Raw genomic sequence first — 19,941 nt, 5'->3', positions numbered from 1 at the left:
AACCGCGAGATCCCCCACTTCATTTCCCCTAAGAACGGATCGCTCAGAACACAGCCGGCGTACCTTCAGCTCGCACAGATCGGCTCTGCTTCGAAAAAATTTCAGTCCTACATCACCGAAGTGAAGATTCCCCAGTGAACCTTCACTGATCCGCACATACGGTGATACAGGGAGCAACACCTTGATGATTTGTCCCGCCTGTCGATCTGCAAAGGTCGTGACACGTGATTTTGGCAAGAGAATAGGCAGCGTTGTCGGTGCCATTGGCGGCGCCAGCAGCGGCTTTTCCGGAGCATTGGCCGGAGGCGAAGCTGGCGCCAGCTTTGGATCCCTTGGCGGACCACCAGGCATGGCGCTGAGTTGTATTGCCGGTGCTTTCCTTGGCGCACTAGCCGGAAGCGTCGCCGGCTGCGTGGCCGGGGCCACCATCGGCAAGCAGCTCGATGAACACGTGCTGCAAAACCACCGATGTCTGAGCTGCAAGCACAGCTTCAGCCTCTCCTAGCCTCCTCCCTCGATCTCATTCATTTCGCCGGCCCTGCGTCTCGCGCAGCGCTTTGGCCTGCTTTTGCTCAAAGGAAACTCACCATGGCTCATCTCGTCGAACAAATGGCTTATGTGGGCGATACGCCCTGGCACGGCCTGGGCAACCAGCTCCCTCAAAAGCAACCTATTGAAATCTGGCAACGCGAAGCCGGCATGGACTGGCAAATCCAGGAAAGCCCAGTGCACTTCAAAGCCGATGCCGTCGGCCATCTGGGCAGCGTCCACTCTTTCCCCGAACAGAAGGTGCTCTACCGCTCCGACACCAAGGCTCCCCTCTCCGTCGTCTCGCAGCGCTACCAGGTCGTTCAGCCCAAAGAGGTGCTGGAGTTCTATCGCGACCTGACTGAGGTATCGGGCTATGAACTGGAAACGGCGGGTGTGCTCAAAGGTGGCCGCAAATTCTGGGCACTGGCGCGCACTGGTCAGCACACAGCCCTCAAAGGCAATGACCAGGTGAATGGTTACTTGCTACTCGCCACCTCGTGCGACGGGACACTTGCTACCACTGCCACGCCGACGACCATCCGCGTTGTCTGCAATAACACCCTCACCATTGCCTTGGATGGCACCTCACGGGCCATCAAGGTTCCGCACAACACTCGCTTTGACTCTCAGGCGGTGAAGAAGCAACTCGGCATCTCTGTCTCGCAGTGGGATGAGTTCATGTACCGGATGCGTCACCTGGCGGAACGCAAGGTGCGTCCGAGAGAGGCCACGAGCTTCTTCCTGGACGTGTTGTGCGATGTTGCGCCTACGACGGACATCCCCGAAAAGCTCGCCAACGAGCGGGCACTTCGCAGGGTGCATGAGCTGTATGACGGGGCAGGCCGCGGTGCCAAGCTACCCGCGGCGGAGGGAACAGCGTGGGGACTGCTCTGCTCCGTCACTGAGTATGTGGACCACGAAAGGCGGGCGCGCAGCAATGAATATCGCCTGGACTCGGCGTGGTTCGGACAAGGAGCGGTGCTGAAGCAGAAGGCGTTGGATGCTGCCTTGGAGCTTGCAGCTTAGCTACAGGCAATTGACCTTAGCGCACTCGAAACAGCGGGGTCATCCAGGGCTATCTACAACCCCGCCTCGCGAAGCAAATCTGAAGGTTTGCACTGAATAGCGACAGCTATTCGGCAGATGTTCAGGAACGTAACGTTTCGCTCGCCACGCTCGATTTTCCCCATATGCGAGCGATCAATCGAAGCAGCATCGGCCAGAGCCTCTTGCGACAACTCAAGGGCAAGGCGACGCGCTCGGACAGCTGCGCCGAGCTTCACGAGGTCCCCGTCTTTGTCTTGGATCGCAGAGATTCTTGCCATGGCAAAAATCGTCAAGCTATGATGACAATAAGACCACGGTATTTACGACCCATTTCAAGAGATTGCCGCTACCGAAGCGCAGTGCATCTGCGCCGAGTTAGCTCTCGCAGTTATTACTTTCCCCTTCTAACTCCTACCCAAAAGGAGCCTGTCATGCAGGACGCAAGCTCTACCCTCGACACCTCTTGGCACTATGAACAAAACGGCGAGCGTAAAGGCGCCGTCTCCCAGCAACAGCTCATCGGCCTAATCCAACAAGGCGAACTCACATACGGTTCTCGCGTCTGGAAAAAAGGTATGGCTGATTGGATGCAGATCGAGCAAACCGAACTGCGCGAGCATCTGGAGGATGTAGCCCCGCCGCCGCTGACCGGCAGCAGCGTGAATAACAAGATCGTCTGGTTGCTGGCCTTCGCTCCGTTGATTGGCTACCTGCTGGAATCGTTTGTGGCTGGGCTGTTCACCGGCAGTGAAGCGCAGTGGGAACGCGCCATGGCTGCGAACCGCTACTGGTACGTCACCCTGGCTCTGAACATCGCCTTGTCGGTGCTCGACTCCCAGCGCCTTAAGCAGGCCGGTCACGACGTCAGTCGCTTCAAAGGCTGGGTGTTCGTCGTGCCGGTTTACCTCTATCAGCGCGCCAAGCTGCTGAACCAGAACCTCGCCTACTTCATCACCTGGATCGTCTGCTTCTTCATCAGCATCGGCGCACACCAGGGCTAGCCTCACCCTCACTTACGAGAGTTACTCCATGAAAATGATCAGAGCGATAGCGCTGCTGTCCGGCCTTGTCGTGTGCGTGATCGAAACCAGCGCCGTAGCAGGCACCTACGAATGGACCACCGGTTATGCCCAGGGTGTGCAGGAACACCTGGTCGACGATGGCAATGGGAACGAGCTGAACATCTCCTGCCCAGACGATGATGAAAGTGCCGTCAGCGCCTACGCCACCATTGGTGGCAAGCAGTATTCGTCCAACGACAACGGTGGATTCGATGTCATTGTCGACGGTACGGCCTACAGCAATCCCTTTTTCACCGACTGCCACGTGTGCGGCAGCAACTTCCCTAGCTTTTGGACCGCACTGCGCAAGGCGAACAATCTTCAGCTCCGCGCGGAGGGCAGGACTGTGAAGCTGCCCACCAAGAATCTTTCTAAGGTTCTGCAACCGCTGAACAGCAAGAAAAACCTTTGCCGCTCCGCCTGGTAACCCAGAGTGGATTGCTGGAAAACATCTTTCACAGGATGAAGACGATGAAGAAGTACCTGACTGTCGCGCTCCTAGTCGCGGTCATTGCGGGATGCGGCTCTGAGCCGCCCGTTACCGTTGAGCTTGGCAGAAACTCCGTCTGGGGCGGACCGCAGATTCGCATCACCGCCCGCGAGGACAGCGTCACGATCAACAAGGTGCAGATCAATCGAGGTAACTGCCCCGTCAATGTCCAAGAGCGCCTGCCGTACAAGCTCGCCTTTGGTGAGCTGTTGAAGGCAGACGCACCGTCTTGTCAAAAGGTAGTTGAGGTCTCTCTCTCCACCAGCGAAGGGGACTACAACTTCAGTTTTGACAGTTAGTCCGCGCCTTATCACTGAATGGCCCGAGCGGTTTTCCCGCTCGGGCTTTTTTTATGCCCGCAGGAAAGCCATTTGCCTCGATCCCATGTCTCTGCTGTCAGTAAGCACGCGCAACAGCGCCCTGCGCTGCGTTTGGTGGACACCAAGAAACTCTCCCGTGAAGCCTGGCTGGCCGTTCGAAAAGACGGTATCGGTAGCTCCGATGCTGCCGCGGCAGTCGGCCTCAATCCGTACAAATCCCAATTGGAGTTATGGCTGGAAAAGACCGGCCGTGATGCTGGCCTAGCGAAGTCAGATCCTCATGATGAAGAAAGCCCTACCTACTGGGGCAACATCCTCGAACCGATCGTCGCAACACACTACACCCGCCGCAGCGGACACCGAGTGCGGCGCATCAACGCCGTGCTGCAGCACCCTGATCCGAAAATGAACTGGATGCTGGCCAACATCGACCGCGAGGTTATCGGCGCCAGCGATGTGCAGATCCTCGAATGCAAGACCGCAGGCATCAACGGAGCGCGCCTCTGGAAAGAAGGCGTGCCGGTGTATGTGCAGCTGCAGGTGATGCATCAGTTGGCGGTGACCGGTAAGCAAGCGGCAGACGTGGCCGTGCTGCTCGGCGGCCAGCAGTTGGAGATCCACCGCATCGAGCGTGACGACGAGTTGATCGCTCGGCTGATCGAACTGGAGCAGGACTTCTGGAACCACGTGCAGCGCGACACTCCGCCGCCGGCCGATGGCTCTGAGTCAGCAGAGCAGGCGCTGCGCTGTCTCTACCCAGAAGACAACGGCAACACGCAGGACTTTTCACAGGATCCGATTCTCTGCGCCGCCTTCGATGAGCTGAAGGAAGCGCGAGCCACTCTCGAGGCCCACAGCCAGCGCGAGGCCCACAGCCAGCGCGAGGCTGAGCTCAAACAGTTTCTGCAGCAGGCCATGGGTGAAGCCAGTCGAGCGGTGTTTGCCAACGGTTCGGTGACCTGGCGCAAGGCTAAGGACAGCCAGGCCCTGGATGTCCCGAAGCTGCTGAAGGAAAAGCCGTATCTCCTCACACGCTTCTCCACCACCAAACCGGGAAGCCGTCGCTTCCTGGTTAGCTGAAATCGTTCCCCCTTGACCGCCCCGATGCTCACGGCTCGGGGCGGTCTTTTTTATTCACTTGGAGAACCACCATGCTCAAAGGCCTGGCTATCACGCCGCCCGTACTCGGGCGGATTTCCATCGGCAAGGTTGTCGAGAAGAACGGCAAGCGTCTGCCGGAGAAGGACGATCAATTCACCATCACCTCGCAGGTGCTACTACGTGATGGCTGGATCCACCACCCAATTGACGAAGAGCTGCGCAAGGCTCAGGGCGGCAAGATCCGCAGCATCCCAATCCGCCTGCTGTTCAACTCGCCCGAACTTAATTTCCGTGCCGAGTACTGTCTGTTCGATCAGCAATCCGGTCGGCCGATCTGCGTCGGCAATGGCGACACCTGCAAGCGGCGCGGCAAAGACAGCATCGACTCACTGCCCTGCCCTTCGCCCGATGGCTGCTCACTCGTGAAAGGCGGCGCCTGCAAACCATACGGCCGACTCAACGTCGTCATCGGCGATGAAGATGCCCTCGGCACCTTTGTATTCCGGACCACCGGATTTAACAGTATTCGCACCTTGGCCGCTCGCCTGCAGTACCTGCAAGCGATTTCGGGAGACCGCCTGGCGTGCTTGCCGTTGGAACTGCGCCTGCGCGGAAAGTCCACTCGCCAGAGCCACGGCTCGCCAATCTTCTATGTCGATATCACCGCACGCAGCGGGCTATCGATCGAAGCGGCGCTGCAGCAAGGCCGGGAGACCGATGACGCACGACAAGCATCAGGCTTCGACCAGCATGCCCTCGATACTGCAGCACGGCAAGGATTCGCCAATGGGGCCTTTGAGGAAAGCGAAGAAGAAGGCGGCGCAATCGTTGAGGAGTACTTTCCCGCCCCTGCGACCACCACAGAGACTCCTCCCGCTCCAGCAAACGAACACATCACCGCCAGCACTCGCCCGACTCTATCGACGCTGCTGCGCGAGCGCGCCGAAGCTCGTAATCAACAGCCCACCAATTAACAAAAACAGGTGCCGGGCGGCAGCTCGGTGCCAACTAAACATGCAGGAGTAAAAAACATGCTCATCCTCACCCGCAGCGTCGGCAAAACCATCCGCATTGGCGACGAAATCGAGATCGTCATTCTCCGCATCAACGGCAACCAGGTGCGCGTTGGGGTCTCTGCACCGCCCGACATTACGGTGCATCGCGATGAGGTCTATCAGCGCATCCAAGCAAACCAACATTGCCCCTCCTGATCACTCACCTCACAGGAAAATCGGCATGACGCTACTACGCTTTCTGGGCCTGCTGTTCTTGCTGGTCAGCATCTTCGCCGGTACTGCAGCTGTTGTTGCTCTAACAGTTATAGCTATGCGGTTTTGGCCGTTGTCACTGACACTTATCCTGGCGCTCGCCATATTCCACTTCGCAATCCAGCAATCCCCACGCCGCCGGGACTAGCCCGGCATAAACAGGAGCCCTCCGGGCTCCTGTTGCGGTTTCTTTTTTGCTCGTAAACAGTCAGCAATCGGCCAGAAGCGGTCGCTCAGTTCACCAGAATCACCTTCGGCAAAAGACCGGGTGTATGAGCAACTCTGGTAGCGACTGATTCAATTCGAGGTCAGGATCTCGATCACTTTCTTTCGCTTTTCAGTAGGTTCTGCTTTGTACAAAAGCTGTGCGAACTCAATGCTGTTTTTTCCGTTCGACCAAGGACGCGAACCTGTTATTCGGGCCGAAGGGTCGCCGCCAGCCTGCAGCAGGTAACGCAGTAAATCTGGTTCAGCGGTAAGCACTGCGACATTGATCGGAGAAATTCCCTCACTATCGGGATGTTCAATAGAGCAACCATGAGCACGAAATTCGTCTATCAACTTCAAAACTTCCCGTTTGTCCGAGCCGGGGAGGTCATAGGACGATGCGGTCAGCGCAATGGCTGGTTCCTGCCGCCCCTCATGTACGACGACACACTCCCCTTTCCCTGCGGCAACTCGAATAGCTGATAACTCATCCGCGTGTGAGAGAGGGATGTAGAGCTGAGTAACGATGATTGGTGCAAGAGTCAGAAGGGTCCATTTCATATGCCTGCCATCCTTGTTTGAGTCGGTGCGAACTAAAGCTGATGCAGAAAAAGGTCGTCGCAGGTCATGCCCACAGTCCGTTCAGGGCACGATGCCGCATACCACGGTATACGGCCAAACTGAACTACCTAGAAATGGTTTCCTGCTGCCACCTCAGGAACCCGAATTGATCGGGCCCGGCATCGCTACAGATACCCTTGGACCCTAAGCCGTACCAGTGAGGAGTGCTGACTCCGTGAAGTTTCTCTCATCTCCCCGGAAACAGGTTGTAACCGCCAGTTACGCCCTTGCCCCATCTACCTACGGCCCCCCATGGGAAGGCAGCAGCCTCTCGTCAGGGGCAGAAATCGGCCAGGAGCGGACATCCACAAAGACAAGTTGAGCAGCAGGAGAATGTCGATTCAGGCTCGTCTCGCTGCCATGGCGTAGCGGTTTCATCCAAGCTCTCGGAGCGTTCCGACCTTACAAGAAACCGGTGCGCCAGCCACAAGGACATCATGACTTGGCTGATGCCCGGTTGCACATCGCGTAGCCGGGCATCTTTGACCTAGGTTTTGCCCTCGATTCGACTGAGACAATCCTGCCCGCTACGGAGATTGCGTTTCAGATCACCCATGTATCGAACCCATGGACCACCGCAGTGCCTTACCATCAGGATCCCAATGAGTCGCAGCACGTTGGTCAGCGCAATCGGATGCGCCGAACAGACGTTCGCCTCCTCCTCCGGAATAGCCCACACCGAAGATAGAGAACCAATCCAGCATCGCCGTCGGGTTGGCACGGGTGCAGCCCGGCTGGTGTATGACCAGGAGCCACACAATTTCGCCAAATCTGCTCGGTATTTTCTGATAACGGTGAAAGGCCACCACCCTCGCCACGGTTCTTTGCACCGCAGACAGCCATCCTAGAAGGCGTACGCCGCCCCCACACTCAGGCTGCGCCCGTTGCCACTGAGGAAGGTCGGTTGGCTGGCATCGGCACGGTTGCGGATCACGTAGCTGCTCGCGTAGGTCTTGTCCGCCAGGTTGTCGCCCTGCACGTAGACGCTCAGTCCTTCGCGGGCCTTATAGCTGGCCTTGAGCCCCCAGAGCGCGTAGGAATCCTGATAGTTGTTGCGGGTGTTGGCGTGGTCGGTCGGAGTGTCCTGCGGCAGCCAGCGCAGGTTCGGTCCGACGCTCCAAGGGCCGCGCCGGTAGAGCAGTTCCGCCGCCCAAAGCTGACGCGGCACGCCGGCGATCTGGTTGCCCTGGAACTCGCCGCCACGGAAACGGAAGTCGCTGAAGGTCCAGGCCACTCGGTAGGCCAGGTCGCCGCCGATGCTGGCCGAGGTCGGCAGCAGGCCGTTCAGCCCCGCCTCGACACCGCGGTGGCGGGTACGTGATCCGTAGTTGTAGGTTCCCACCTTCACTCCGTAGGCATCGCTGGTGGAGATCAGCTCGTCTTCCACGTCGCTCTGGTACAGCGTCAGGCTCCAGTCGGTCTGGGCGATTCGACCGGTGCCACCGATCTCGTACGTGGTCGCGCGCTGCACGTCGAGGTCGACCAACTGCGCTTGTGCCGCCGCGGGGGCCGCGGGTGAGACTTCGGCGGAAACGATTTCCCAGAATGTCGGCGCTTCGTGGCTGCGGCTGATGTTGGCGTACCAGCGCAAGTCGGGGCTGGGCGTCCAGTTCAGGCCGATCTTCGGCGTGGCGAAGTCCCAGCCCTGGTCGAGATGACCAGCGCCGTCACGCGAGTCCGCATCACGGCGGACATCGCTCCACTTCACCTCGGTGACCAAGGTCCAGTCCGGCGCCAGGTGCCAGTCCAAGCCGAGCAGCAGATCGAGGTTGGACGCCTCCAGGTCGAAGTTGCCGAAGCGCTGCATGCGGCTGCCGTTCTGCGGATTGTTGGCATACAGCTCGCGCGTCATGTCGCTGTAGGACCAACTGGCGCCCAGGCGATAGCCGAACAGGCGTTGCTCGCCTTCGATAAGCCATTGTGCGCCGAGGGTATCGCTGTCGGTCAGGGTGTGGCTGAGCGGGTCGGTGAAGTCGTCCTGGGTGTTCTGCCCGTAGACACCGAAGCTCTGCTGCCAGCCCGCCCCGCTCCACTGCGTACGGTTGGCCAGGCGCAGTTGCTGGGTGTCGCGGTGCGGATCGCGCTTGTAGACGTTGAGCAGGCGGTCCTGCGCAGTGTTGCCGTCGCCCAGCACGCTGCGTGGGTCGTCCTTCAGACGCGCCTTGGTGATGACGTTGGGGATCTCGAAGGTCAGGTCGCTATAGGACAGGTAGCTGCGGTTCTGAACGCCGTTGCCCAGGTCTAGGCCGAAGTTGCTCTGCACCACGGTGCGGAGGGAAGCGGAGTGATGACGATAGCCATCGTACTCGTCATGGCTGACGCTCACCCGCGCATCGTGCCCGCCTCCATCCAGCCCGGCGGCGGCCTGCAGGCCCTGGCGGCCGAAACTGCCGGTCTCCAGTCGGACGCGTCCGGCTTCGTCGGCGCCAGTCAGCGAGTTGAACTCCAGTTCGCCACCCAGGGCAGTCGCACCGGGGCTGCCGGCGTTTGCACCGCGTCGGGCGCTGATCCACGAGGCGTTGCGCGGCTCCAGCAGACCGATGATGAAGGAGCCATCCGCCTCGTTGAGCGGCAGGCCGTCCTGCAACAACAGCACGCCGCGGTTGACCGGGTTGCTCTGGATACCCGAGCCGCGAATATTCAGGCGCGGCTGATCGGTGCCGCCGAAGAAGTCCTGGATCACCAGGCCGGGCTGGTAGTCCAGCGCGTCGCGCAGGGTCGCCAGGCGCGTCTCCTGCTGCGGCTCGGCGAGATTGGTTCCGCCGGGCACGCGGGCCAGGCGCTCGCTTTCGGTCTGCGCCGAAACGCTGACCGGCGCGGGGCTTTTCCCGCTGACCTGCATCGGCTCCAGTTCGATGCGATCTTCCGCCAACGCCGCCAGCGGCAGCAGGCCGAGGGCCAGCAGGGGAAATGAGATTTTCGAAGGGAAGTGGCGTTTGGGGGACAAGCAACGACTCATGACAAGCTCCGTCTGCACGAAATCTGGCTTACCAGCTCAGGTAGAACATGCCCTTGGCCAGCAGCACGATGCCGACCATGTGGCTGAAGACACTCAGGTGAATCCGGCGGAAATACGTCGAGTTCATGCGCCCGCTGTAGAGCAGGAACATGGCGGTGAAGAAGTGCCCGAGTACGCTCAGGGCGAGGACGATCTTCAGGCTCAGCAAGGTGCCGAAGGAGGACGCCAGCGGGTCTGCCAGCAGCGGCAGGTAGCGCGTCCAGACCATGCCCAGGCCGGCACTGAACAGCACCAGCAACACCCAGGGCATCAGCCGCCGCGCACGCTTGCCGATGCCCTGCTCCACCTGGCGCATTACCGCAGCCGGCACGTACTTGCGCACGCTCTCGAAGATCAGCACCTCGAAGAACACCGTGCCGATGAACATCAGCGCGGCGAACAGGTGCAAGGTCAGCAGGATCGGATAAATCATGGCGCGGGTATCTCCAGGGCCAGCAGGGTCTGATGAAGGACCGCTGCCGCTTGATCGGCGGTGTGTCCACTGAGGTCGAACGGACGAAGCGAGCCGTCGTTGACCAGCACGAAGCGCTCGACGAGGCCGACCAGTTCGCCGGGGTGGTGGCTGACGCACAGCAAGGCCGCACCCGAGCTGGTCAACCAGTCGCGGCAAAGATCAAGCAGCGATTCGCGCAGCGCCGGGTCCAGCGCGCTGAATGGCTCGTCAAGCAGCAGCAGGTCCGGCTCAACCGAGAAAGCGCGCGCCAGGGCAACGCGCTGTGCCATGCCCCCGGACAATTGATTCGGCCAGGCGCGCCCGTGGCCGGCGAGGCCGACTCGCTCCAGCCAAAGGCTGGCCAGCCGACGCACCGTCGTACGGTCGTGGCCGATGGCGCGCAGGGGGATTTCCAGGTTCTCCGCAACCCGGCACCAGGGCAGCAGGCGCGGCTCCTGGAATGCCAGTACGGGATGACGGAATCCGTTGTCCGCTCGCCCCCGATGGGGCCTCAGGAGGCCGGCCGCCAGACGCAACAGGCTGCTCTTGCCGGCGCCGCTGGGCCCGAGAATGCCAACCCGCTCACCGGGTAGCAGGCGCAGGGAAGCGTCGGCGAGTACACGCCGTTGGCCCAGCCGCAGATCGACTCCGTACCACTCAAGCATGGGCGGCCTCCTGCCAACGGCCCATGCGCCGCTGCAGCGGCTGCAGCAGGAGGAACTCCAGTGCGGCGACCAACAGCAGGATAAGCAGAGTCCAGGCATACAACCCGGCGCTGTCGAACGTACTGCGCGCGTTAGCCAGCGCGAAACCGGCTCCACTTTCCGCGCCAAGCACTTCAGCCATCACCACCAGGCGCACGCCGCCGCAGGTGGCGATCAACAGTGCCGCTCCAAGCGGCGCGGTCAATGAAGGGATATAGAGCCGCCGCAACTTCTGCCAGGGACTGAAGCGGTAGACCCGCGCCATCTCCAGCAGGCCGCGGTCAACCATCTGCATGCCCTTGACGGTGTTCACGTACATGCCCGGCGCCAGCATCAACACGCTGATCAGCACCACCATGGCCGAGCCCAGGCCGACCCACAGCATCGCCAGCACCACGACCACCACTGGCGGCACCGACATCAACAGCCAGCGCAGGGGTTCCAGCAGACCGCGTACACGAGCGTCCAGCCCGGCCAGCAGGCCCAGACAGAAGCCCAGCAGGCAACCCAGTCCAACACCCAGGACGATGCGCAGCAGACTGGCGCCGGCATGAAGACGGAAGTCGGCCTCGAAAGGCAGGCGAGCCATGGCTTGCAGCGTCTGCCCGGGAGTTGCCATGAGCAGCGAGCCCAGGCGCATCGCCAGCAGTTGCCAGCCCACCAGCAACAAGGCGCCACCCAGCACGGCCCAGCGTCGGGAAGTCATTCGACTCATCTCACGGCCCATAGAAGCTCGCAGATGGCATGGAGCCACCGATGGCCTGTGGATGGCGTTCGGCGATCAGGCCGAACAGCGCCTCCAGAGGCCCGCGTGCGACGCTGGCGGCAACACTGTCCAGGCGCGTGACGCGGATGGACTCCTCGACCGCCTCCACCGGCAAGTGCGGCAGGTGCCGATGCACCAGCTCCGCGCAGTCCCGCGGCTGCGTACTGCACCAGCGGGCGGACTCGGCATAGGCGGCCTCCACTGCGCGCGCCAACTCGCCGTCCTCGGCGCGCTGCGGGCTGCTCATCAGTCCTGCCTGAGGCAGTTCAGGCTGTTGAGCGAAGGCCTGCTTCCAGGCGCTCTCCAGACTTTGCACACGGTAGAGCGGCGCCCCACCCTTGCTGCGGTTGCGCCAAAGCAGCAGGGACACCGCCGGCTCCACCAGCAGGGCGTGATCGGCGCGACCGGCCAGCAGCAGCGCCTGGGCGTCCTGGCCGTCGCGGACCGGGCGCAGCGTCAGGTCCTTGCCCGGCTTCAGGCCATGGCTGAGCAACAGCTCATCGATCAGGATCGCCGGCAGATCGCGCTGGAAAGGCAGCACCACGTCCTTGCCGGCCAGGTCGGCGAAGCCTTTCACCTGAGGGTCGCGGCTCACCAGCCAGATGATTCCCCACACAGAGACGTTGAGCAGCCGCACGTGCTGCCCGCGCCCAGCCATCAGCGCCGGCAGGTTCACCGGGACAGCGCTGTAGTCGAGTTCGTTCTTTGCCAGCAGCACGCGCAGCTGGTCGGGGTTCTGCCAGAGGTGGAATTCGACGCGCTCGGCGTACTCCGCCAGGGCATTGGTTTCCACCATGTGCAGCAGCGGAAAGCTGACCACCGCGCCGGGGCCACCCAACCGCAAAACCTTTTCCCGGGCCATGCCGGCCGGGGACGCCAGGCAGGTGCCGGCGACCAGTGCAAGTGAAAGGAAGAGGCGCGGTAGCCTCCGATTGATTGATATGCGAATAAGTCTTATCTTCATTCACAAATCATTGCAGCCCGCACGCTCATCACGAATGACAAATGTTAAGTTCGCGCCAGATCGTGGTGAATGCCTGCGATTGTTGGGCGCCCTCCCCCAGTTCTCCGACCTGCCGGACGCCCTCATGGCCGGATTGTGTGAGTCGGCAACCTTGCTCCGCGCTGAAGCCGGCAGGCTGTTGTTCCGCGAAGGCGACCCTGCCGAGCATTTCCTGCTGGTACGGCGTGGCTGTGTGGAAATGCTGCGCTTCACCTGCGATGGCGAGGAGCGCGTCTTCCACCTGTTCCGCGAAGGTCAGTTGATCGCTGAAGCGGCCATGTTCATGCCTCACGGCCGCTACCCGATGAACGCCCGCAGCCAGGGCAGCGGCGAGTTCTTCCGACTGAGCCGCAATGCACTGCGCAAGGCCTGCGAGGATCATCCGCCGCTGGCCATGCGCATGCTGGAAAACCTCAGCCTGCGCCTCTACCGCCAGGTGAACGAGGTCGACTGGCTGACGGCGAGTTCCGCCTCCCAGCGTCTGGCCGCCTATCTGCTCGGCCTGCACCGTCGCCAAGGCGAGCGTCTCAACCTGCCGATCAGTCAGCGCCAGCTCGCCACACACCTGGGTATTCGCCCGGAATCACTCAGCCGGTTGCTGTCCGATTGGCAGCAGGCCGGACGCATCCAGGGGCGACTCCGGCAATGGCTGCTGTGCGACCTCACCTACTTGCAGGACCTGGCCAGCCCGGCAGTACGTTCTTTCTGAGCGGGCCGGATTTCGGCTATCGCTTCAACTGGTCGGGGTAGCAGCCTGGAAAGGCACGCAGCGATGGAACGCGCACCATGTTCAGCATGGTTGGTTTTCGCCGCGAGCCGATCCCGCAAGGCATCGCGGATAATCTCAGCGCTCAATTCACCGATGCAACCGCAACACCGCCTCCAACTCCTCGCGCAGCCAGGGCTCGTCGATCTCCGGCAGGCGCTGGGTTATCTGCCGGGCGACCCAGCGCTGGCCGCGGCCAATGAAGTCGAAGCGCAGTTCCAAGTCATCAATGGCCATGGCGCTGGCGTGGAAGTCACCGACGCCGGTATCGGGCGTGACACCCAGGCGTTCCAGGCATCGGCGCAGACGCCGGCAGCTTTCCGCCTCGCCCTGATGCAGATGCTCCAGGCGATTACGTGCCACCAACTCCTCGGCCTGCCGCAGGCTGTCGAGCATCACCCGCGCACCGGCACGCTCGGCGCGCATCAGCGTCTGCAACCAGTCAATCAGTTCGTCGGACATGAAGCCCTCCAGGTCTTGGCGAGAGCCCATCCTAGACTGCCTCATGAAGTGGTTTTAAATGAATTGAATTGCACTGACGCTGCAATTTCTCGAATGCATCCAGCTTGCGCTGTACCTCTTCATTTCCGCTGCGTCGCTCGTCGGCGTTGATCCCGGACAAGGCATTGCAGAGCCGCCGCATGCCAACACCCCACCTTAAGATCAAAGTTATTGCACTTATGCAGCATTATTATTCGTTTGTTGCATCCATCGCGTCTGTTCAGACTGATCGGGCTCCCTGCGGCGAATTGCCTCCTAACTGCCTAGTTCGCCTTGCCGCATTCGTGCGGGCAGGGAGCCGCCAGTCAACCGGAGTACGACGGAATCAAGATGGACAGCGCGATACCCCTCGATCAGCACACCTCCCGCGACGCCGAATACAACTACGACATCGTTCGCCGCTTCACCCTCACCACCCTGGGCTGGGGCATCCTCGGGATGCTCATGGGCGTGTTCATCGCCGCCCAATTGGTGTGGCCGCAACTGAGCCTGGAGATGCCCTGGACCAGCTTCGGGCGCATCCGGCCGATCCACACCAACCTGGTGATCTTCGCCTTCGGCGGCAGCGCGCTGTTCGCTACCTCCTTCTACGTGGTGCAACGCACCTGCCGCGTGCGGATCATCTCCGACAGCCTGGCCAACCTGCTGTTCTGGGGCTGGCAGGCGAGCCTGGTGTCGATGCTGGTGAGCTACCCGCTGGGCATCACCACGTCCAAGGAATACGCCGAGATGGAGTGGCCCATCGCCGTCTGGGTGACCTTTCTCTGGCTGGTGTACGCCTACCTGTTCTTCGGCACTATCGCCCGCCGCAAGGTACGCCACATCTACGTCGGCAACTGGTTCTACGGTGCCTTCATCGTGGTCACCGGGATGGTCCACGTGGTCAATCACCTGGCGATTCCGGTGACGCTGCTCAAGTCCTACCCGCTCTACTCGGGCGCCACCGACGCGATGATCCAGTGGTGGTACGGCCACAGCGTGGTGGGCTTCATCCTCTCGGTGGGATTCCTCGGGATGATGTACTACTACGTGCCCAAGCAGGCCGAGCGGCCGATCTACTCCTATCGCCTGTCCATCGTGCACTTCTGGGCGATCATCACCCTGTATATCTGGGCCGGCCCGCACCACCTGCACTACACCGCCTTGCCCGACTGGGCGCAGAGCCTGGGCATGGTGATGTCGCTGATCCTCCTGGCGCCCAGTTGGGGCGGCATGATCAACGGCATGATGACCCTCTCGGGTGCCTGGCATAAGTTGCGCACCGACCCGATCCTGCGTTTCCTTGTGGTGTCGCTGGCCTTCTACGGCATGTCGACCTTCGAAGGACCGATGATGGCGATCAAGACGGTGAACTCGCTGTCGCACTACACCGACTGGACCATCGGCCACGTGCATGCCGGCGCCCTGGGCTGGGTGGCGATGATCTCCATCGGCGCGCTCTACCACATGATTCCCAAGCTCTACGGCCGCGAGCAGATGCACAGCGTTGGGCTGATCAACGCGCACTTCTGGCTCGCCACCATCGGCACCGTGCTGTACATCGCCTCGATGTGGGTCAACGGCATCACCCAGGGCCTGATGTGGCGCGCGGTGAACGAGGACGGCACGCTGACCTACTCCTTTGTCGAAGCGCTGGCTGCCAGCCATCCGGGCTACATCGTGCGGCTTATCGGCGGTTCCACCTTCGCCAGCGGCATGCTGCTGATGGCGTGGAACACTTGGGCCACAGTGCGCTCCGGCAAGCCGGTGTCGAATCTCGCAGCGGCTGCGGCCTGAGGACTCGACGATGCTGCTGAGCCTGATCGGCCCGATCGCCTGTACAGCCGCCTGCTGGCGGACCTGCCGCTGCGACGGCGAACAAGCGGCGCTGCTGCCCTTCGCCGACGACCCGGATGCCGCGCGGCGCATGAGCGCGGCCACCGGCCGGCACTGCGAGCGGATCGTCCAGCCCCTGCCGGAGCCACCACCACCGTACCGAATGCGCGCCTGATCTCCAGCGCTCCTGTTTTCCAGCCTTCTGGTTTCCCAGCCCCATGGACGGGGCCTCCCTGAGTGCCGATGTTGGCACCTTGCAGGGCTCTTCCCCGCGAGAGCCCGTTTTTTTCAAACTTCGCTCCACGGACCTACCGATGCCCGCCCTCACCGGCTGGCGGCACCGCGCCGCCGCGTACCTGCCCGACATTCCCCACACCCGCCCGCGCGAATGGCTGCGCGCCTCGCTAGGCGCCAGCCTGGGCTTCCTGCTCAGTGCCGCCACCTGCGGCCTGCTGTTCGGCTCCGCGGTGGCCCTGCACTTCGCCGGAACCTGGGCTGCTTCGGCAGTGCTGCTGTTCGCCGTGTCTTCCGGCGCCCTGGCCCAGCCCTGGTCGGTGATCGGCAGCTACCTGTGCGCATCACTGGTGGCGCTGCTGATCGGTTTCTGGCTGCCCGCCGGCATCGCCAGCGCGGCCCTCGCCCTTGGGCTTAGCCTGCTGCTGATGTACCCGCTGCGCTGCCTGCATCCGCCGGGCGGCGCGCTGGCCTTCTGCATGGTGTTCGCCTCGCCGCTGCCCGGCGAGCCCAGCTGGACGGCGCCGCTGCCGGCCATCAGCGGCGGCCTCTGCCTGGTGCTCCTGGCCCTGCTGTTCAACAACCTCACGCGCATGCCCTACCCGCGCCGCCGAAGCTTTGCGCCGGACAACCACCAGACCCAGGACCCGGCGCCCGGCGCGCGAGTCGGCATCCAGGCCGCCGACCTCGACCAGGCGCTGGACGAACTGGGCTCCTTCGTCGACATCACCCGCGACGACCTGGAACGCCTGGTGCGCAGTACCGAGCGACATGCCCTGCGCCGCAGCATGGGCGAGACCCGCGCGCGGGAGGTGATGTCCCGCGACCTGATCTGCGCTTCGCCGGAAACCCCGCTCAGTCACGCCCTGCGCCTGCTGGTGAAGCACCACCTGAAGGCCTTGCCGATCCTTGACGAGGAGCGCCGGCTGGTGGGCATCGTCAGCCTGATCGACCTCCTGGTGCCCAGGGGCGTCTGGTGGAAGCGACTGCTCGGCGGCATCGGCCTGCGCCGCGACCGTCTGCTGGGCGAAGTGATGACCAGTCCGGTGCTGCACGTGGATGCCGACACCCATGCGGTGGAGTTGATCCCGCTGCTCTCCGACCAGGGTCTGCACTGTTTGCCGGTACTGGAGCGCGGCGAACTGGTGGGCGTGATCACCCAGACCGACCTGATCGCCGCCCTGGAACGCGACCTGCTCAGTCATCTGGGCTGACCGACCTTTCCGTTACACTGGCCGACTAAATCGCGCAGAAGCCTCCGCATGGACATCGACCTCACCCGTACCTTCCTGGAAATCGTCCGCCACGGTAGCTTCGTGGCCGCCGCCGAACGCATGCACGTCACCCAGACCGCGATCACCGCACGAGTGCAGAAGCTGGAGGCGCATCTCAACTGCACGCTGTTCGTGCGTAACCGCGCCGGTGCACGCCTGACGCCGGACGGCGAGGCCTTCGTTACCTACGCCAACCAGATCCTGCAGACCTGGGAGGCGGCCCAGCGCGACCTGCCGTTGCCCGAAGGCATCCACAACGTGCTGCACATCGGTGGCGAAGTGAGCCTTTGCAACCCGTTGATGCTGCGCTGGGTCAGCCGTATCCGCCAGGCGATCGGCGACCACGCGGTACGCGCCGAGATCGGCGACGGCCACAGCCTGCTGCGCCAGCTCGAGCTGGGGGTGCTCGACGCAGCCCTGGTCTACCAGCCAACCTACTGGCCGGGGATGCAGGTGGAGCAGTTGCTGGAGGAGAAACTGATCCTGGTGCGTGCGCAGAACCCCGAGCCCTACGTCTACATCGACTGGGGCGAAGGCTTCCGCCAGCAACACGACAGTGCCCTGCCGGAACTGTCCAAGGCGCCGGTGTCGTTCAACCTCGGCCCGCTGGCGTTGCAGTACATCCTGGAGAACGGTGGCTCGGGCTATTTCCGCACGCGGGTGGTGCAAAGTTACCTGGACCGCAAGGTGCTGCGCCGGGTGCCCAAGGCGCCGGAGTTCAGCTACCCGACCTATCTGGTGTATTCGCGGGACCGCGATTCGCAGGCGCTGCAGCAGGCGTTCGAGCTGCTGCGCGAGGTGGTGTCGCAGGACCCGGACTGGTCACAGCGTTGGGATCCGATGATTTGACGTACCGGCCGCCACAGGAGCGGGGCCCATCAAAAATCCTCCCGAAAAGCCACGACAGGCAGGCTCGCCTCTGCAGGAACTCCTACTCACCTATTTCAGATATCCGGCGCTCTGCACATGCGCGAAGCCATTGGGCTTCCCCAGCGAGCTTAAGCAAGGACTTACGAGCGCCCTTGGCGGACGGCCATCGCGGCCTTTACTGCTGAACATCTGTTCAGCTATAAGAATGACCCCGACCTTAGATCAAGTCGAGCGTTTCGGGAACACCATTCACCCCTCCCAGGGCGGCTCACGTCGCCTGTCCATGCTCTTCGCCGAACCGGAGTGCCAATGCGTAATCAGCTGTTCAGAACTCGCATTACCGAGATGCTTGGTATCCGTCATCCCATTCTTTGCGGCGGTATGGGCCCCAGCGTCTCAGACGCGAGCTACGTCGCGGCTGTGGTCAACGCAGGCGGGATGGGATTTGTGGTTGCTGCCGGATTTTCCGATCTAGACGAATTCCGGGAGCAACTTCGTCGGTGTCGTAGCCTCACCTCGGGAAAAGGATTCGGGGTGAACCTCTACCTTTCTGGCCAGGCCAACGCAGCTGAGCGCTTGCGGCAGCAGATGAGGATTCTTGCCGAGGAAGAAGTGCTCTGTGTCGAGACTTCAGGTGGAAGCCCCGAGGAAGTCCTGCCAGCGCTGCGAGAAGCGGGTATCAAGGTTCTGCACAAGGTTCCGGCGGTTCGCTACGCGCGATCAGCCGCGCGTCTTGGCGTGGACGCGGTAATCGTAGTTGGCAATGATTGCGGCGGCCATCCCGGAACCTACGGCATCAGCAGCATGGTTCAAGCCGCCCACGCACCGAAAGAGGTTTCCATCCCTGTGGTTATCGGTGGTGGGATCGGTGCAGGAAGACAACTGGCGGCGACCCTGATGATGGGAGCCGATGCAATCCTGATGGGGTCGCGAATGCTGGTAGCCGAGGAGCTGTGGATTCACCGCCAGTACAAGGAACGACTGGTTCAGAGCGACGGCACAGAAAGCATCATCGTGAAGAACGGCTTGCGGCAACATCACCGAGTCCTGAACAACGACAGCGCCAAGGCTGTTGCAGCATTGGACGCGGCGGGAGCGAGCGATTTCGAAAGCTATCGCCCTCACGTCATGGGCACGCTAACCACTCACGCCTACAAGACAGGGGATAGCCACCAAGGCATGCTCGATTGCGGCCCATCGATCGTATTTGCTAACGCTGTGCAAAGCGTGGAAGCCATTTTTGATTCAGTGCTTGATGATGCGCGTCATGCGATGCGGCGCCTTGAAGATCTGAGGTGCAACTGGTGATCGAAAGCATGGAGTTCAAGCTCAGCTTCGATTGCTGCCTCTAGTCAGGGGCGGCAATCGGCCAGAAGCGGCCTCTCCTCAGAGGCAACAATCGGCCAGAAGCGGCCTCTCGCAGCGAGTTCGTATTTCGTTGTATGACCAGCTAAGGACACCAGCTCAAAGGTGTTCCAAACGCTTCTGCAACACGAGCTAGCTTCTCAGCGGACTTGGCAGAAATAGCGAGAGGCGGCTCTTTGATCATGTAGAACAGATGATCAAGGGCGATGCCCGCCTCGCCGTGTGCAAGGTAGTCCAGAACGATTTCTGCCCCATTCTTAAGACCCGCCTGAGCCAGTGGATGGTCATCAGGTATGGGGCCGAGTTGCGCATAGGCAGCGGACATCAATGCAGAGACCTCATTCAACACTTCGCAGAGGTCTGCATGTAGCGTAGGGCTCAGCTGACTCATTTCGCCTTATTCCCTGCGGTCAGCGGTTCAGTTTGTATCGCGAGAACCTGAAATGCCAAAGCGATGATTCTGCAAAGGGCTGCAATCGGTTGAATCCACAGCCAGAAGCGGACGCTCGCCGGACAGAAACAACCTTTCGCTCACTCGTGTGGAT

23 protein-coding genes are annotated in these 19,941 nt (G+C 61.8%); 14 read left to right on the top strand and 9 right to left on the bottom strand.

Annotation, left to right across the window (positions count from 1 at the left end; genetic code table 11):
- The first annotated feature begins 184 nt into the window (after window positions 1–184).
- Both FAS41_RS29125 and FAS41_RS29120 read left to right on the top strand, forming a co-directional pair.
- Complete coding sequence (locus FAS41_RS29125) at window positions 185–505, top strand: hypothetical protein (protein ID WP_138526764.1); 321 nt, start codon at window positions 185–187, stop codon at window positions 503–505.
- 83 nt (window positions 506–588) lie between these two features.
- Complete coding sequence (locus FAS41_RS29120) at window positions 589–1,557, top strand: DUF932 domain-containing protein (RefSeq protein ID WP_138526763.1); 969 nt, start codon at window positions 589–591, stop codon at window positions 1,555–1,557.
- Window positions 1,558–1,610: 53 nt separating this feature from the next.
- On the opposite strand, the gene FAS41_RS29115 is transcribed toward FAS41_RS29120, so the two are convergent.
- On the bottom strand, window positions 1,611–1,856 hold the full coding sequence (locus FAS41_RS29115; RefSeq protein ID WP_119561246.1) for a helix-turn-helix domain-containing protein: 246 nt from the start codon (window positions 1,854–1,856) through the stop codon (window positions 1,611–1,613).
- Window positions 1,857–2,009: 153 nt separating this feature from the next.
- On the opposite strand from FAS41_RS29115, the gene FAS41_RS29110 reads away from it, so the two are divergent.
- The 6 genes from FAS41_RS29110 to csrA all read left to right on the top strand — a co-directional run bounded on the left by FAS41_RS29110 (window position 2,010) and on the right by csrA (window position 5,761).
- Window positions 2,010–2,579 carry a GYF domain-containing protein gene (locus tag FAS41_RS29110; protein ID WP_138526762.1) on the top strand — a complete coding sequence of 190 codons (570 nt, stop codon included), beginning with the start codon at window positions 2,010–2,012 and terminating at the stop codon, window positions 2,577–2,579.
- A 34-nt stretch (window positions 2,580–2,613) separates the two neighbouring features.
- On the top strand, window positions 2,614–3,066 hold the full coding sequence (locus tag FAS41_RS29105) for a hypothetical protein (RefSeq protein ID WP_425467762.1): 453 nt from the start codon (window positions 2,614–2,616) through the stop codon (window positions 3,064–3,066).
- A gap of 44 nt (window positions 3,067–3,110) precedes the next feature.
- Complete coding sequence (locus tag FAS41_RS29100) at window positions 3,111–3,428, top strand: putative periplasmic lipoprotein (RefSeq protein ID WP_138526760.1); 318 nt, start codon at window positions 3,111–3,113, stop codon at window positions 3,426–3,428.
- 72 nt (window positions 3,429–3,500) lie between these two features.
- The gene (locus FAS41_RS29095) at window positions 3,501–4,529 is read left to right on the top strand and encodes a YqaJ viral recombinase family nuclease (RefSeq protein WP_246084960.1); all 1,029 of its coding nucleotides are present in this window, start codon (window positions 3,501–3,503) and stop codon (window positions 4,527–4,529) included.
- 71 nt (window positions 4,530–4,600) lie between these two features.
- Complete coding sequence (locus FAS41_RS29090; RefSeq protein ID WP_138526758.1) at window positions 4,601–5,524, top strand: recombination directionality factor; 924 nt, start codon at window positions 4,601–4,603, stop codon at window positions 5,522–5,524.
- Window positions 5,525–5,581: 57 nt separating this feature from the next.
- Entirely contained in the window at window positions 5,582–5,761 is a 180-nt protein-coding gene (gene csrA / locus FAS41_RS29085; protein WP_138526757.1) for a carbon storage regulator CsrA, read from the top strand.
- A gap of 354 nt (window positions 5,762–6,115) precedes the next feature.
- Here the strand turns inward: csrA and FAS41_RS29075 are convergent, their stop codons facing one another.
- The 6 genes from FAS41_RS29075 to FAS41_RS29050 form a co-directional block, all read right to left on the bottom strand.
- Window positions 6,116–6,586 carry a hypothetical protein gene (locus FAS41_RS29075; protein WP_138526755.1) on the bottom strand — a complete coding sequence of 157 codons (471 nt, stop codon included), beginning with the start codon at window positions 6,584–6,586 and terminating at the stop codon, window positions 6,116–6,118.
- A gap of 904 nt (window positions 6,587–7,490) precedes the next feature.
- Window positions 7,491–9,605, bottom strand: a complete 2,115-nt coding sequence (locus FAS41_RS29070) for a TonB-dependent receptor family protein (protein WP_138526754.1) — start codon at window positions 9,603–9,605, stop codon at window positions 7,491–7,493.
- A gap of 28 nt (window positions 9,606–9,633) precedes the next feature.
- Window positions 9,634–10,077, bottom strand: coding sequence for a CopD family copper resistance protein (locus tag FAS41_RS29065; RefSeq protein WP_138526753.1), 444 nt, complete (start codon window positions 10,075–10,077; stop codon window positions 9,634–9,636).
- A complete protein-coding gene (locus FAS41_RS29060) occupies window positions 10,074–10,763 on the bottom strand; it encodes an ATP-binding cassette domain-containing protein (RefSeq protein WP_138526752.1) in 690 nt (229 codons plus the stop codon). The genes FAS41_RS29065 and FAS41_RS29060 overlap by 4 nt, the downstream gene beginning before the upstream one ends.
- Window positions 10,756–11,508, bottom strand: coding sequence for an ABC transporter permease (locus tag FAS41_RS29055; protein WP_138526751.1), 753 nt, complete (start codon window positions 11,506–11,508; stop codon window positions 10,756–10,758). The genes FAS41_RS29060 and FAS41_RS29055 overlap by 8 nt, the downstream gene beginning before the upstream one ends.
- A gap of 10 nt (window positions 11,509–11,518) precedes the next feature.
- Entirely contained in the window at window positions 11,519–12,412 is an 894-nt protein-coding gene (locus tag FAS41_RS29050) for an ABC transporter substrate-binding protein (protein ID WP_246084959.1), read from the bottom strand.
- Window positions 12,413–12,656: 244 nt separating this feature from the next.
- On the opposite strand from FAS41_RS29050, the gene FAS41_RS29045 reads away from it, so the two are divergent.
- Window positions 12,657–13,280 carry a Crp/Fnr family transcriptional regulator gene (locus FAS41_RS29045; RefSeq protein ID WP_240964912.1) on the top strand — a complete coding sequence of 208 codons (624 nt, stop codon included), beginning with the start codon at window positions 12,657–12,659 and terminating at the stop codon, window positions 13,278–13,280.
- Window positions 13,281–13,427: 147 nt separating this feature from the next.
- Here FAS41_RS29045 and FAS41_RS29040 read toward each other — a convergent pair whose 3' ends face one another.
- A complete protein-coding gene (locus FAS41_RS29040) occupies window positions 13,428–13,799 on the bottom strand; it encodes a DUF6306 domain-containing protein (protein ID WP_037007937.1) in 372 nt (123 codons plus the stop codon).
- 369 nt (window positions 13,800–14,168) lie between these two features.
- Here FAS41_RS29040 and ccoN point away from each other — a divergent pair, with 369 nt between their 5' ends.
- The 5 genes from ccoN (at window position 14,169) to FAS41_RS29015 (ending at window position 19,339) form a co-directional block, all read left to right on the top strand.
- Window positions 14,169–15,614 (top strand): cytochrome-c oxidase, cbb3-type subunit I, encoded by a 1,446-nt coding sequence (gene ccoN / locus FAS41_RS29035; RefSeq protein WP_138526749.1) that lies wholly within the window; start codon window positions 14,169–14,171, stop codon window positions 15,612–15,614.
- Between the two features lie 10 nt (window positions 15,615–15,624).
- On the top strand, window positions 15,625–15,828 hold the full coding sequence (locus FAS41_RS29030; protein ID WP_138526748.1) for a hypothetical protein: 204 nt from the start codon (window positions 15,625–15,627) through the stop codon (window positions 15,826–15,828).
- 139 nt (window positions 15,829–15,967) lie between these two features.
- A complete protein-coding gene (locus FAS41_RS29025) occupies window positions 15,968–17,101 on the top strand; it encodes an HPP family protein (RefSeq protein ID WP_138526747.1) in 1,134 nt (377 codons plus the stop codon).
- A gap of 48 nt (window positions 17,102–17,149) precedes the next feature.
- Window positions 17,150–18,010, top strand: coding sequence for a LysR family transcriptional regulator (locus tag FAS41_RS29020; RefSeq protein WP_017516353.1), 861 nt, complete (start codon window positions 17,150–17,152; stop codon window positions 18,008–18,010).
- Between the two features lie 330 nt (window positions 18,011–18,340).
- Window positions 18,341–19,339: an NAD(P)H-dependent flavin oxidoreductase gene (locus FAS41_RS29015; protein ID WP_138526746.1), complete on the top strand. Its 999-nt coding sequence runs from the start codon at window positions 18,341–18,343 to the stop codon at window positions 19,337–19,339.
- A gap of 142 nt (window positions 19,340–19,481) precedes the next feature.
- On the opposite strand, the gene FAS41_RS29010 is transcribed toward FAS41_RS29015, so the two are convergent.
- A complete protein-coding gene (locus FAS41_RS29010; RefSeq protein WP_138526745.1) occupies window positions 19,482–19,787 on the bottom strand; it encodes a hypothetical protein in 306 nt (101 codons plus the stop codon).
- Between the last annotated feature and the right edge of the window lie 154 nt (window positions 19,788–19,941).

The sequence above is a fragment of the Pseudomonas nicosulfuronedens genome, from assembly GCF_005877905.1.
GTDB lineage: Bacteria > Pseudomonadota > Gammaproteobacteria > Pseudomonadales > Pseudomonadaceae > Pseudomonas > Pseudomonas nicosulfuronedens.
This window is presented reverse-complemented; position numbering and strand designations above follow the sequence as displayed.